The sequence below is a fragment of the Amycolatopsis sp. cg5 genome (genome assembly GCF_041346955.1).
Classification (GTDB): Bacteria; Actinomycetota; Actinomycetes; order Mycobacteriales; family Pseudonocardiaceae; genus Amycolatopsis.
Genome location: NZ_CP166849.1, coordinates 5,487,009 through 5,500,387, shown reverse-complemented (window position 1 = coordinate 5,500,387; position 13,379 = coordinate 5,487,009). Strand labels below are relative to the sequence as shown.

At 66.0% G+C, this 13,379-nt stretch carries 9 protein-coding genes; 8 read left to right on the top strand and 1 reads right to left on the bottom strand.

What is annotated here, in order from left to right:
* The first annotated feature begins 8 nt into the window (after window positions 1-8).
* The 7 genes from AB5J62_RS24470 to AB5J62_RS24440 all read left to right on the top strand — a co-directional run bounded on the left by AB5J62_RS24470 (window position 9) and on the right by AB5J62_RS24440 (window position 7,839).
* Window positions 9-1,502, top strand: a complete 1,494-nt coding sequence (locus AB5J62_RS24470) for a LuxR C-terminal-related transcriptional regulator (RefSeq protein ID WP_370942271.1) — start codon at window positions 9-11, stop codon at window positions 1,500-1,502.
* Window positions 1,499-2,719 (top strand): LuxR C-terminal-related transcriptional regulator, encoded by a 1,221-nt coding sequence (locus tag AB5J62_RS24465; protein WP_370942270.1) that lies wholly within the window; start codon window positions 1,499-1,501, stop codon window positions 2,717-2,719. The genes AB5J62_RS24470 and AB5J62_RS24465 overlap by 4 nt, the downstream gene beginning before the upstream one ends.
* Before the next feature lie 211 nt (window positions 2,720-2,930).
* Window positions 2,931-3,704 carry a helix-turn-helix domain-containing protein gene (locus AB5J62_RS24460; RefSeq protein ID WP_370942269.1) on the top strand — a complete coding sequence of 258 codons (774 nt, stop codon included), beginning with the start codon at window positions 2,931-2,933 and terminating at the stop codon, window positions 3,702-3,704.
* A 76-nt stretch (window positions 3,705-3,780) separates the two neighbouring features.
* Window positions 3,781-4,188 (top strand): SsgA family sporulation/cell division regulator, encoded by a 408-nt coding sequence (locus AB5J62_RS24455; RefSeq protein ID WP_370942268.1) that lies wholly within the window; start codon window positions 3,781-3,783, stop codon window positions 4,186-4,188.
* 28 nt (window positions 4,189-4,216) lie between these two features.
* The gene (locus AB5J62_RS24450) at window positions 4,217-6,454 is read left to right on the top strand and encodes a hypothetical protein (RefSeq protein WP_370942267.1); all 2,238 of its coding nucleotides are present in this window, start codon (window positions 4,217-4,219) and stop codon (window positions 6,452-6,454) included.
* 36 nt (window positions 6,455-6,490) lie between these two features.
* Window positions 6,491-7,009, top strand: a complete 519-nt coding sequence (locus AB5J62_RS24445) for a type VII secretion system-associated protein (protein ID WP_370942266.1) — start codon at window positions 6,491-6,493, stop codon at window positions 7,007-7,009.
* 215 nt (window positions 7,010-7,224) lie between these two features.
* Window positions 7,225-7,839 (top strand): histidine phosphatase family protein, encoded by a 615-nt coding sequence (locus tag AB5J62_RS24440; protein WP_370942265.1) that lies wholly within the window; start codon window positions 7,225-7,227, stop codon window positions 7,837-7,839.
* 48 nt (window positions 7,840-7,887) lie between these two features.
* Here AB5J62_RS24440 and AB5J62_RS24435 read toward each other — a convergent pair whose 3' ends face one another.
* Complete coding sequence (locus AB5J62_RS24435; RefSeq protein WP_370942264.1) at window positions 7,888-10,593, bottom strand: AAA family ATPase; 2,706 nt, start codon at window positions 10,591-10,593, stop codon at window positions 7,888-7,890.
* Between the two features lie 813 nt (window positions 10,594-11,406).
* On the opposite strand from AB5J62_RS24435, the gene AB5J62_RS24430 reads away from it, so the two are divergent.
* Window positions 11,407-12,981 carry a helix-turn-helix domain-containing protein gene (locus tag AB5J62_RS24430; RefSeq protein ID WP_370942263.1) on the top strand — a complete coding sequence of 525 codons (1,575 nt, stop codon included), beginning with the start codon at window positions 11,407-11,409 and terminating at the stop codon, window positions 12,979-12,981.
* Window positions 12,982-13,379: the final 398 nt, after the last annotated feature.

Below are 13,379 nucleotides of genomic sequence, written 5' to 3'. Positions count from 1 at the left end.
CGGGCGCGGTGGCACGCATCAAAGAAAGATCTTTCGCGTATTTCGCCACCTTGCGATCACAAGACGGAGTTGGCCGCCTGATGAGTGATCTTGGTTTGCCCGACTCCTTCGCTGGCGAGGAACCTTCGCGCCTTCGCCTGCTGGAGACCGCGAGGGCCGCGCGAGCCGAACTCAGCGGGCTCGGCCGATGGAGTGAGGCCAACGAGGCGATTCTGGACGCGATCGGTAGTGTCACAATGCGACAGCAAGTGATCGCGAAGGACTTGACCGATCTCGTGTACACCGCGGGTGGTCGTTCGTCCAATGGCAAAGAGTGCACGGTCTCCGTCCCTATTCCCGGCGAACGTCGGGACGCGATGCGGGCGATGCTGATGGCCAACCAAGCGGTTGAGCGCGACGAGGCGATCGAGGTCGCGCGGCGGGTGCTCGATTCGACCGGCGCCCGTGAGGGTGGCACATTCTGGTACGCGGTCCTGGTCCTCATCTACGCCGACGAGCTTGACCTCGCGCGTGCTGCCTGCGCCCGGGTGGCGGAATGCCCGGAATGGTCGGAACTGGCGGAGTATCGGGATCTCCTGGAGATGGTGCGGGTCCGGATCGATTGGGCGGCGGGCGAGTCGGCCGCCGCGCACGAGCGGATCGAGGAGTTGTTCAGCCGCGGCCTCTACTTCCATTTCACCGGGCTCGCTGTGGCTTGGGCGGCGAGGGCGAAGGTGGACCTCGGCGACGTGGCTGGCGCGGAAGCCTTGATGCGGCGGCATGACTTGTTCGGGTCGTTGGCCCATATGGGTGACAGCGTCGAACTGCTCGTCGCGCGTGGGGCGGTACATCGCGCCGCAGGTCGGCTGCTCGCGGCCCGTGACGACTTCTTGGCAGCCGGAGCGGAATTGCGCAGCTGGTCTGTCGTCAACTCCGTGATGAACGGCTGGCGTTGGCAGGCGGCGGTCTGTGCCCGGGAGACGGGGCGTGAAGGCCTCGCCTCCGTTCTGGCGCAAAAAGACCTGGTCGTGGCACGCCGGTGGGGGACGAAGCGAGGGAGCGGCCTCGCGCTCGCCGCGGTGGGAATGGTGTGCGAGGGTGAAAACGACCTGGAATTGCTGACCGCGGCGGCTGAGCTGCTGGATGGTGCGGATACTCGTCGTGAGCTCATGCAGGTTCAGTACCAGCTCGGCATGCGGTTGTGTGTCAACAAGCGTTACGAGGATGGACTGGTCAGGTTTGCGGCCGCGTTAGGGATCGCTCGCGGTGCCGGACGCCGGGCGTGGGTCACCCGATTGGAGCAGGCAATGGAGCTGTGGGCGGAGAACGGGGGATTGCGGGAGCTGACGAAGCAGGCGCTGAGGGTCGCGTCGCTGGCGCAAGCCGGCTTCGAGAATCGCGAGATCGCCACCACGCTGCACTTGACGAACCGCACGATCGAGTTCCATCTTTCCAACGTCTACCGGAAGCTGGGTATCTCGGGGAGGGCTGGGCTGGCTTCTGTCCCGGTGCCGACGTTTTGACGGCGACACGGGGCACTTTGTACTCGGGCGGCGCGTCCGACGGCGAGGCGCTGGGCGGGCTGACGCACGACGGCTGCGGGGTGGAGAAGGCCATCGCGTTGCTTGCCAAGGGCCGAGCGCGGCTGGAGGCGATTCACCATGCCGATTGCGCGTTGCGCCATGATTTCTGCTCGAAGAACTCACGCTGTATCTGGGGAGCCATGACCACCTTGCTCGCCGCGGGCGAAGTGGTGATCGCGGAAGGTCACTGGCAACGGCTGGTGGGAAGGCACCTCGACGGCTGCGAGCCGCTGCTGCTGCTCGTGCGCGCTCAGATCACCCGGCTTGTCGGCGACCTGCACGGTGCGCGTGATGAGTTCGAGAAGGTGATCTCCGCGCCGGCGCCCCTCAGAATCCACCAGATCGCGCTGCCATGGCTGATCGAGACCTTGGCTGTGCTCGGTGAGCTGGAGCAGGCCGCCGAACTGGTCAAGGAAACCGACATCGATCGGATCGCCGGCCGGAAGTCGCCGAACCAGGCACTGCTGCTGGGCGCACGCGGAGTGCTCAACCTCCGCTTGGGCCGAGATGAAGACGCGATGGTCGACCTGCTGGCCGCCGGACGTGGTCCTGTGGTTGAGCACTCGGCGAGCCCGGTGCTGAGCCGCTGGCGTTCGTTGGCGGGACTGGGGGCGCGGGAGAGCAGGCCGGAACTGGCCACCAAGCTGGTCACCGCGGAACGGGGCTACGCCTTGCGGTGGGGTGCGCCGATCAGGATCGGCTGGGCGTTGTCCGCCTACGCGATCGTGGCCGGGCACGAACGTACGATCGAACTGCTCGAAGACGCTGCGGAGGTACTTGAGATCGCGGGCGGGCGCGTCGAACTGCCATTCGTGTGCCGTGAGCTGGGTAAGCGGTGTGCCGAGGCCGGCGATACCGCGGGGGCACGAAACATGTTCGAGCGGGCGTTGGGGATGGCCAAGCGGCTGGGCAACACCGCGCTGGCCGACGAGATCACCCAGCACCTCGTGCAGGTCGCGCCGCACAAGCCCGAGGAGCTGACCCGCAGAGAGAAGAAGATCGCGAAGCTGGCGCGCGCTGGCCACAGCAACAAGGAGATCGCTTCGAAGCTGGCGCTGACGGTGCGCACTGTCGAATTCCATCTTTCGAGTGTCTATCGCAAGCTGCTGATCTCCGGTCGCCGCGAACTCATGTCGCCGACGGTGAACCTGGACTGAGCCGGCTTCGGGAGTGCGAGTTCGGCTAACCGGTTTGGCCGGTTCGGACATTGCGGCCGCACGTCGTTCATTCCAGGCTCTCGCGGTTGTCGGTCCTTCGCGCAGCGCTGATGACCAAATACACGCTACCGGGCCGGTATCGAATCACAGGCCTCACCGGGAATCTTACGCTTGACCGCGTTAAGTAGGGACCGGTGAACGGAGGCCGTCGATGACAACGCCGTATGTCATCCGTCGCGACAGGCAGGAGGTCGAGTCAGCGCCCGCCCTCAGCTCAGTAGAGAAAGCGATGGTCGTGCTCACCGAACTGGCCGAGTCGGGGAAGCCGCAGAACCTGAGGGACCTGACCAAGCACACAGGATTGGCGAAGGCGACCGTGCATCGGTTGCTGGCGATGCTGGTGGCCCATCGGATGGTCGAGCGGATCGGTGAGCACTACGTGCCAGGCGACTATCTGGCCGGATCGGGAAAGCGACTCGACGTCGACTACCTGACCCTGTTGCGGCGGGAGTCGACGCCATACCTGATGGAGTTGTACAAAGCGAGCGGGCACACCGCGGTTGTCGGCGCGCTGGCGATGAAAACGGTGCATTACGTCAACCAGGTCTACGGGCGGTATTCGCCTCGGATGCCTGAACGGTCCACCGGTGATCGCCTGCTCGCCGAAGCCATCGGGCTGGTGCTCACCGCGTATCAACCGGGCAGCGCAGGGGGAGCCGCAGCCGCGCTCGGTCTTGATGAGGTGTCGAAAATCCGTGGCGCAGGCATCGCGTGTACCGAGGATGTGTCGCGCGGTGTCACCAGCGTGGCGGTTCCGGTGATGACCAGCGGAGTCCTTCCGATGCCGATCGCGTTGGCCGTATGTGACCGGGCGGGAACGGTGGACATGGTGACTACGGCGAAAATGTTGCGTGGTGCCGCTTTCGAACTGGCCAGGGTTCTTCGCCGTTGTGCGTCTTCGGCACCGCGGAGAACCGCGGGTTGACCCGATCCAGACGGAATGAAGTCGGCGGCGGGACGCTGGACGCGGAAGATGTCCGTCTGCGGCTGTGGGGAGAGCGATGCGGAGACACCTGACCCATCGCCACCAGATGGTTTTCGGGGTCCGTGGTCGTGAGATCACTCAGGTGTGGGCCGAATTGTGTTACGAAAGCCGCGAGCCCTACGCGTTGACCCTCTCGTTCTGTTTCGAGTTCGGGGAATGGGTCGATTGGGTGTTCGCCCGTGAGTTGATGATCGAGGGGCTCAGCGGGCCGGTTGGCGAGGGCGACATCCGGGTGCGGCCCGGCGAGCCTGGTGTGCTGTTGGTCGAGCTCGAGAACCAGCACGGATTCGTCGAGCTCGAACTGGACAGAGCTGTTCTCGCCGAGTTCCTTGAGCGTGCCCACGTGATCGTGCCGGCTGGGCAGGAGTCGAACTGGATGGACTTCGACGACGAGCTGGGCATGCTGCTGGCCGACGGGGGATGACCTGCTGTCGACCGAGAGGAGGCCGGTGTTGCTGCGCAGGAAATTGCCCGCGATTCTGCGAAGAAGGCGGACGGCAGGCGACTCGCCCCCGCAGGTCGGGCTTGTGCGCGCCGGGCACGCCACCGTGGTCCACCGCGCTGGCGAACCTGCTCGCGACGCGACGGCGTTGGCGCTCTCACTGGTCGAAGACGTCGGCTATGACGTCCTTGTCGTCGATCTGCCGGCAGGTACGGGAGATACCCATTGGGAGGCACTCGCACTGTGTGTCGCGGGCAGTCGCCTTCCCGTCCGGCTCGTGCCCGTCGGCGGCTTCCGCACGGAGGCGGCGGCTGCGGCGCTCTGGTTGTCCGACCGGCTCGCCCGGCCGGTGCTGGCTCCGGGCGGTGTGGCGTCGCGGTGCCCGGGTGGTGGGTTGTTCGTGGACTCGGGGCCGAACACAGGCTGGTTCAGGTTCAGTCCTGGCCAGGAGCCGGAGCGGACAGGCAAGCGCTTCCCGGCTCCGTCGTGGGAGTCGCCCGCTGTGGTGGATCGGTTCGCGGCGAGCGGTTCCGGCGTGGCCGAGCCGCTGCCTGCGGGTGTCTGGCTACGCCCGGAAGGGGATCCGCGATGGATCGACGCCGGCCGTGCGCGGCTGAGCCGATGGCTGTCCTGTCAGCCCGATGTGCTGACCGCGGTGCTTGGCGGGCATGGGTTGCCAGAGCTGCCCCTCGATTTCGTCGAGAAGTGGTGGGATCTGCTGCCCGCCGCCGATCGTGGCAAAGTGCGATTCGTCCATTATGGACAAGTCGAGTCACCCGGTGGGCAGAGTGCGGGGCACGTCATCGCCGAGCGGCTGGGCATGACGGTGGTGTTCTACAACGGACTGCCAGTGGGGGCACCGGATCGCCCTGACGTGCTCACGATTCGGGCCGATGGTTCGCACGGCTGGAGCATGTTCGCCCAGGAGTTGGCGTACCGGCCCGGCGCCCGTGCCGGTGAACCGCCCCTCCCGCCGGAGTTGCGTGCGCATCGGCGGCCGCTGGCCGAGCTCAAGGAATCCACGCCGGGCTGTTATCTGTACGGACCCGATGTCGTGCTCGAAGTCGTGCCTGCGGGACTTTGGGTCCGTCCGCTGGGTGTCGACGATGCGGAGGCGATGACAGTTCGTTCGACCGTGCCGGATCCGGCTGTGCAGGCGGTGTACTACGACGTCGGCGACCACGAATCGACAGGGCGGCTGCAGCGATGCGCCGAGGAGGTGCTGGCTCGCCTGGACGCTTCGACCCGGCTGAGCAGCCAGGTACTGCGAGCCCCGAACCAGGCAGATCCGGCCGAGACGTCTGCTAAGGACAGTGCGCTGCCTACCTCGGCCCGGTTGCTGGGCGGAGCGGGACAGCTGATGCCGGATATGGCCGAGCGGACGGAAGCGCTGGCTCCGGCGGAGCCAGCGGACACGTCCGGGGAACGAACCGAGGCGCTGCGTTCGCCAGGCCCGCTTGCCGTGCGAGCCCAGGAAACTCCGAAGTCCGCGGCCGATGCCCGTGAGCCTGCGGTCGGCTTGGCCGCCGAGCGTGCCTGGATCCGCGCCACGTATGAGGAGGAGTTCTCGGCCGTCGCCGACGTGATGCCCGCGGCATTCGCCGGGATCCTCGCCGACGGTTCCGGCGACGAGTTGCTCGCCGACTTCGCCGCAGTCCGGATGTATCTGGCTGGCGGGGCAGGGGACCTGGACTCCCGACTGCGCGCGGCAATGCCCGGTCCACACGTCGCGTTCGCTCGTTGTGTCCGGTCGGGATTGGCCAGGCTCCCGGTGTACCGAGGCGCGACGGTGGCCACGTTGACGCCGCCCGAAGCGCTTTGGGACTTCCTCGCCGACGCGCCGATTCTCACCGAGTGGGGCTTTCTGACAATGCTCAGCAAGCCCAGTGTGCCGTCGGCCGGTGACACCGACGTGCTCCTGTGGTCGATGACCGGCAGGTTGACCGCGGCGCTCGAGCCCAAGGATGTCCAGGTGGCGAATCGGGTGATTTTCCTGCCAGGAACCACCTTCCGGATCGTGGACGCCATCAAGCCGGCAGGCGACAGCCGGGGGACGATCCTGGTGCGGGAATCGTCGTCAGCCGAACTCAACGGTGCGGGCGACGGTGTGGACACCGGCGCCGCGCTCGACGAACTCACCAGGACGTCGTTGCGCAGGGCCGGACTGCGCTGGTCCGCAGGTTCGTCCGACGCCGGATCGCGGGCCGCTTCGGGCGGTTGGGCGAATCGCGTACCCGGTGTCGTATGAGTGCGCCCACGTGCGAACAGGACAAGGAGACCCCGAATGCCTGACGCGGAAATGCTGATGCTCGTCGACCCGGATTGGAAGCCATCCGCCGACCAGCCGAACCCGCCACGGGAAGCAGTGTCGGGTGCGTGGACGGTCTCGCCGCAAGGAGTCCGCGGCAGGTTCGAACCCAACCCGGTCTACCGGCCGCTGCGGCCGGAGACCCCGCTTGATCCACTCGACGCCGTACTGCGTGGACTGTCGCGAACGGACCCGGTCAGCGAACTGCTCGCGCCGGCATTGCGTGACGCATTGCTGGCGATCGCGGTCGACGAGCAGGATGTCGCGCTCGTGCGCCGAGCGCCAGACGGGACGCCCGTGGTGATGGTGGTCTCCGCGTACGGTCATCGTGAACAGCTTGACGTCCCGGCATGGCGTGACGTGACGGTCGAGGAACTGGCCGAAGCTCTGCCCGCCAAAGGGATCGATGTTCTTGTGAACCCTGCTTCAACCGCGTCGATACGGATCCCGGCCACTGTGGTCTTCGAGCTTGCGGGTCGGGCCGAAGGTCGGTAGCGCCGCAGGTGGCGCCAGCAGCGTTGACTTGCCGTCATTTGTCTAAATAGGACAGACGTGAGATGAGGCTCTGCCGGCCAGACTGCCGTCCAGTTTTCTCCGCATGGAGGCGATTTAGCGGTAGAATCGCGACATTGACGCCGTCCGGCCACGGATGTCCCGTGCCCGGTGTGTCACCTCTGGGGTGGCCATGGCTGGGCCAAGGGAGATCGCGCGTGAAACTGCTTCTCGTCCGCCATGGCCAGACCGAAGGCAACATACGTGCCGCGCTGGATACCGCGCTGCCCGGTCCGCCGATCACCGAACTCGGCGAGGAACAGGCACGGAATCTCGTCACCCGCCTGGCGGGTGAGCCGATCGTCGCGGTCTACGCGTCGCAGGCCGTCCGCACACAGCAGACGGCCGCGCCTCTCGCTTCCGCGCTCGGGCTCGAGGTCCGGATAGTCGACGGGGTCAAGGAAGTCGATGCCGGTGACCTGGAGGATCGCAACGACCAGGAGGCCCGTGGCATCTTCCTCAAGACCCTCGGCCAGTGGGCCGAGGGCGACCTGACGCTCGCGATCCCCGGCGGTGAAACCGGTGCGCAGGTCCAGGCCCGAATGCTCGCCGCGATGGCGGAGCTTCGGTCGGCGCATGAGCAGGCCACCCCGGACGGCACCATCGTGCTCGTCGGTCATGGCGGCGTCATGCCCCTCTGCGCCCAATGGCTAGCCCCGAATCTCCGGCCCGAAATCGCCTACAGCAGGCTCATCCCCAATATCGGTATCATCGAACTCGAAGCCGTGCCCGACGGCTGGCACTGCCTGACCTGGTGCGACTCGGTGATCTGAGCCCAACGCCACGTACGCCTTCTCATCGCGGCTCAAGTTGGCGTGCAATCACCCTGTCGAAGCGAATTCTTTGTCGAGGATGGCTGCGGAGAGTGCGATACGAGAGCGGTGGCCGGTGCGCGCGGCAAGCCTGTTGAGCTTGCTTTGAACGCTCTTTTCGCTGGTGCGCAACACCGATGCCAGTTCCCGATTACTGAGTCCCTCACCGACGAGCAGCGCGAGCAGGCGCTCGTCCTCGGACACGGTTTGCTGCCTCCCCGGCACTGCGACTCCGTGCTCACGCATCAGGCTTCTAGTGCGTGCGCGGTAGAGCAGCGCGTCGAGTCCGCTGAGCGCGGGGTAGTACTCGCTCAGCAGCGCAGGCTCGCCGATGCCGTATTTGACCAGCTTGATCGCTACTCGTGCGAGCTCGAACGGCTGTGCGCGGCCGCGTGCGATGCGAAGGCACGCGGCCGCGGCTTCGTGGTCGTTTTCGACAAGCGCGCGAACGAAATGAGCGTGTAGCAGAGCGCGCTGGTACGGAACCTCCTCGGCCAGTTCCGTCAACCTGGTGAGCGCGGTGGTGGCGATGTCGCGCTCGCCGGACTCGAGTGCCAAATCGGCTTGCTCCGACCACACGAGGTCCAGTCCGATGGTGATGCCATGCCGTCTGGCCGTACTCAGCGCGTTGTCGATGCACGACATCGCGGCGTTCGTGTCGCCGACCGCCCGGTCGATCTGGGCCCCGGCGAGATCGAGCAGATGACCGAGCACTGGGGTGGAGTCCTGGGCGGCGCCGAGGAACTCCCGTGCGACGGCCACTTTGCCGCGTGCGACGAGCGCTTCCACCGCCATGTGGTGCATGCCCGCATAGCTGACGTCGAACGTGTGCGCCGTCGACCGGTCCGTGATACTCCGTCTGGCCAGATCGATCAGCAGGTCGAAATCGCCGCTCAGCGCTGCGGCGATCGCCCGGTTACCGGGCCGCAGCTGGTCGAAGTCCTGGCCTTCATCCGCACACAGGCGGTTCGCTCGTTCCAGGTCACCGGTGACCAGCAGCGCGGCCACCCGTGTTTCGACGTGGTCCGCCAGATGCCGGGGCACGTCACGCATCGGCCAGCCCGCCCGGTCGTTGAGACCTTGTTCGAACCGCTGTGGGCGGCCCGCCCATAGCTCGGCCATTCCGGCCAGCGACTCGGCGTACATGGCGGATGTCGGGTTCCCGGCGCGCCAGGTCGGCTCCGTGCCCGCGAGTAATTCGGCGGCCGCCCCCCAATGATCCAAAGTGCCCAGCGCCATGGCCTTGGTGACCAGGCCCAGCTCCTTGGTCCCCGGCCAGTGCAAGCGCTCCTGGGCGAGCTCGTCCAGGAGCGCCCGGTTGCCTGTGCTGTGCAACGCGGCCACTGCCATTGCCCGCACTTCCTGCGCGATATCCGCCGAAAGCTGGTCAGTGAACTCTTCGAGCAGTAGCCGCGCCCCGGCCAGGCTGTCCTCGTAGCGACCATGCAGATGGCAGGTGGAGGTGTAGGTCAGGAGGATCATCATTCGCTCCGGGCGCGTCCCGGCAAGCTCGGTCGCCGCAGCCAGCCAGCGCATCGTGCAGTCTGCCTGGTCCGCCTTGGTTGCCAAGGCTTGTTTGAGCAGCACACCGAGTGCGCGCCGGGAGTCGACCAATCGACCGGCGCCTGCCACCTGGTCGGTCAGGTAAGTGGCGTCCCGGCAATGGGCATCGCCCGACCACACCGCGGTCACCGCTCGTGCCGCGAACCGGTGTCGTTCGAAGGGTCCTGATGACGCGAGAAGTCCGGCTGCCACATGCGGCACGGGGAACCGCCACGAGGTCCCGGCCCGGCTTTGGTGCAAGAAGCCACTCTGGCGCAGCGCCTCCAGCAGGTCGAGTGCCTCCGGCTCGGTGATATCGAGCGTGTCGGCTACCAGCGAGGGCACAGCTGTCCCCAGGGGGGCGAACGCGGCGGTGGCCTTGGCCGCCGCCCAGTGCCGATCGCCGAGCTCTACGATCGCCTTCAGCAGCCGGTTGAATTTGGCGGGCTGGGCAGGGCCACTGCCGCGTACCAGGTAGGCCATGCGGTCCACTACCTGAATGGAGTCATTTTCCCGCAGCATGTCCAGCACGTCGGTCAGGACGGCCGGCAGGCCGCGGCTCAGGTCACGCAACCGCTCGACCAGCAGTGGCTCTGGGATGGCGGACAGCGTCTCGGTCAAGGATCGACGTACCTGCTCAGGTGCCATCGGACGTAGTCGCAGCGTGTGCACCAGGCCCGCGGCGCGAAGGCGGCGCAGCGCGGCCACCGCCCCGGTACGGGAGGCCGAAGTCTTGAACGTGCAGACACACCGTGCCGAACTGCCGGCGAGTTGGGGCACCAGTGCTTCCAACACGGGGAGCAGTCCTGCGTCGATCCACTGCGCGTCATCGATCAGCAGCACGGCCCCCGGGTCTCCGCGCTGCAGTGTTGCGGCTGCCGCGATACCCGCCCGATAAGCCAGGTCCGGCCTCGTGCTCGCGGTGGGTCCGAGCGATGTCCAGATCTCGTCCGGCACACTCTGGCCGCCGTCGAGACCATCGTCGGCCAAGGTCGCCTTACCGGGCAGCACGTCGCCCGCAGGAGTCACGTGCAACGTGGATACCGGGCGGCCCTGCCCTGCCAACAGCTCGCCCAGACGTGCCAACCGCGTGCTCCGTCCGATACCGGATGGACCGGTGAGCACGACCAGCGGCTTCTCCGGCGTGCTGAGCGCGTCGACGATGTCTTCCATGCCGGAATCTCACCCCAGTCCGGTCGCCATCACCTGGTTGGAGCAAGCGGAAGCGAGCGTTCTTCCGTCAGTTGTGCCCGAACGACCGTGCCGCAGCCTCCCGAGGATACGTCGTCGGCATAACGAACAAGTCTCCATGCGCTCATGTCGCGGACCGTCGATGTGCGTGTGAAGTCGGCGCATTTCAGTGAAGGGCCCAGAATTTTCATACTGCCTGATTCTGCTTGGACAAAGTGCCAATCGGTAATGGCGGGGCTGGGATGACGAGCCGGTCAGCGCTATTCATCGGATGATCGGCGTCGACGCCACGCCTAAAAGGGCAAGATCCTCAAAAAATAGGGAGGTTCTGGGCTGGTCGCCGCGAGTGGCTGGGAGTGGCCGCCGCGGCTGACGGAGGTCGGCCACCCGCCCTTGTCGATCATGCGAGGATGAGCACGTCTCGGAAATGATCATGGCGGCATGCTGTGTACTTCGGCGATCCACAGGAGCTGTGCGCGTGCGCCCCACACGTACTTGGGCGCCGGTCTGGAGAGGGGCGATCGGTGCGGGCATGGCCGGGCAGGCTTGATGTCTCAAGTTCTTCCTGCTTTAAGGTGGGCTGGTGTACGCAACGAGGAGTTGTGACAGTGCGACTACATACTCCTAGAGTGAGACTGTCCTGTCTGAATGGAATTCGCCGAAGCATGCCTTTGTCGTGTTCAACCATATTTCTGGTGATTTCTTGTGGGGGCGCGCGAATGAATAGCCGTGAATCGTAGCGAGGCCGGAGCTCGAGGTCTCCGGCCAGAGATAGCGGCCTCTTGGGCGCGTTCGATGGCGAGCGGGCTCTGCTCGACCGACCCGGTCGCCGCGGAGGCAGTGGAGTTCGATGACCAGGCCGTGCTGGTGCGCGCCGCGGCGCCGGTGCTTGACGGGGTGGTTGCCGAGATCGACGGCTGTCCGTTCGCTGTCGTGCTGTCCGACTCGAACGGGACCATCGTCGACCGTCGGGTCGGTGACGCGAGGTTGGTGGCAGGCTTGGACGATGTCGGCGGCATACCGGGTGCCCGGCATACCGAGTCGGTTACCGGAACCAACAGCGCCGGGCTCGCGCTGCGGCTCGGGCGCCGCGTGTCGGTCATCGGTGATGAGCACTTTCTCGAGTGTTTCCGGGACTTCGCCTGTTACGGGCATCCTGTGCGGCACCCGGTCACTCGCCAGGTCGAAGGCGTGATCAACCTGTGTTGCCCGGCGGATGTGGCCAGCCCGGCGGTGGCGATGTTCCTCGCGCGGGTGGCGGCCGATATCGAATCGAGACTGCTCGATACGCCGGCCACCGAGCAACGGATGCTGGCCGCCTACCAGGTTGCGGCCTTCGGCAGCCCGGTTCGGCCGGTGATGGTGATGAATGATCGGCTAATGCTCTTGAACATGGCCGCTGCCGGGCTGCTGAACCCGGCCGACGCTGATGCGGTGCTGGCCCTGGCATCAGGGGATGGCGAACCGCGTGAGCGGCTGCTCAGGCTCATCGACGGGCGGACTCTGAAGGTGTTCGCGCGTGCGCTGAGTAACGCCGACGCGACACTTGTCGAGTTTAAATCCGGAGGGTCGGCTCCGACGCTACCGGAGGCGTCGATCGCGGGACGCTGGCCCGACGTGGAGATGGCCCGTTGCCGTGAACGCCGGTTGCCGGTGCTTGTCGCGGGCGAACCTGGGACCGGGCGTACTTCGGCGCTTCGGAAACTGGCAGCCGGGCTTCCCATCTCGATTGTCGACGCAGCGGTACTCGACGAGGCGAGTTGGAGCGCGGGCCTCGAACGGGCGGTCGCCGCCGGCGCCGGGCTGCTCGCGATGGAGTCGATCGAGTTGCTCACTGAGCGGCAGATCCTCAAATTGACCGGCCTGCTCGACGAGGGCCGTCACTGGATCGCGTGCAGCAGTACTCCGGTCGCTGAGCTCACCGGACTGCACCGAGTACTCGCCGCCCGATGCGTCGGCCGGATCGAACTGGCGCCGGTGCGGGCCCGTGAGCGCGAACTGCCCTCTCTGCTCCGGGCACGGCTGGCCGCACTCGGGATGGCTGATCGCGTGAAATTCGCCGCGGGTGCGCTGCAGTTGCTGGCTTCGCATCCGTGGTTGGGCAACTTCCACGAGCTGCACGGGCTGGTTGATTTCGTGCTGAGTCGTAGGAGCGCCGGTGAGATCATGGTTGAAGACCTGCCCGAACGGTACCGTAGCTCGCCGAGCAAGCGCCGCTTGACAGCCATGGAAAAAGCTGAATACGACGCGATCATGACCGCATTGCGCATATGTGACGGAAACCGTGTGCGTGCGGCGCAGCGTTTGGGTATCAGCCGGTCCACTTTGCATCGGCGTATCCGCAGTTTTGGCATCCAGCCTGCATCGTGAGCGGGGACCCGGCCTTGCGGCTGCCGAGCAAGGCCGGGTGTGGTGTTCAGCAGGTCAGGCTTTCGCCTGATGCGCTTTGCTTCGGTCGCAACGGTCTCTTCGGTTTGAGGTCAAAGTTGATCCGGGTGCCGGACCCGCAGATCCGGCGTCTGGGCTGGATGTCTTCTCCTGGCTCGGTGCGTAGCTCTCGGGTGAACCGAATTCTTGTGAGATCCGTGTCGCGTGGGACAGTGGCGACGGGTGTTCTACGTGGCACGAGGTGTCCTCTCGAAGACTCTCCGGCTTCGGTGGGTATGTCGGTTACCGCTATTCGATTGGTTTTTTTCAGTCTATCTAAAGTAGTGCAAAGTTTTGACGAAACTGGTTGTGTCACACTGGCACACCGCTGTGCGCGCCAT

Bases quoted from the DNA above. Each gene is read 5' to 3' on its own strand.
- AB5J62_RS24435 (WP_370942264.1), bottom strand. From the start codon at position 10,593: ATGGAAGACATCGTCGACGCGCTCAGCACGCCGGAGAAGCCGCTGGTC.
- AB5J62_RS24455 (WP_370942268.1), top strand. From the start codon at position 3,781: ATGCGGAGACACCTGACCCATCGCCACCAGATGGTTTTCGGGGTCCGT.
- AB5J62_RS24460 (WP_370942269.1), top strand. From the start codon at position 2,931: ATGACAACGCCGTATGTCATCCGTCGCGACAGGCAGGAGGTCGAGTCA.
- AB5J62_RS24430 (WP_370942263.1), top strand. From the start codon at position 11,407: ATGGCGAGCGGGCTCTGCTCGACCGACCCGGTCGCCGCGGAGGCAGTG.
- AB5J62_RS24445 (WP_370942266.1), top strand. From the start codon at position 6,491: ATGCCTGACGCGGAAATGCTGATGCTCGTCGACCCGGATTGGAAGCCA.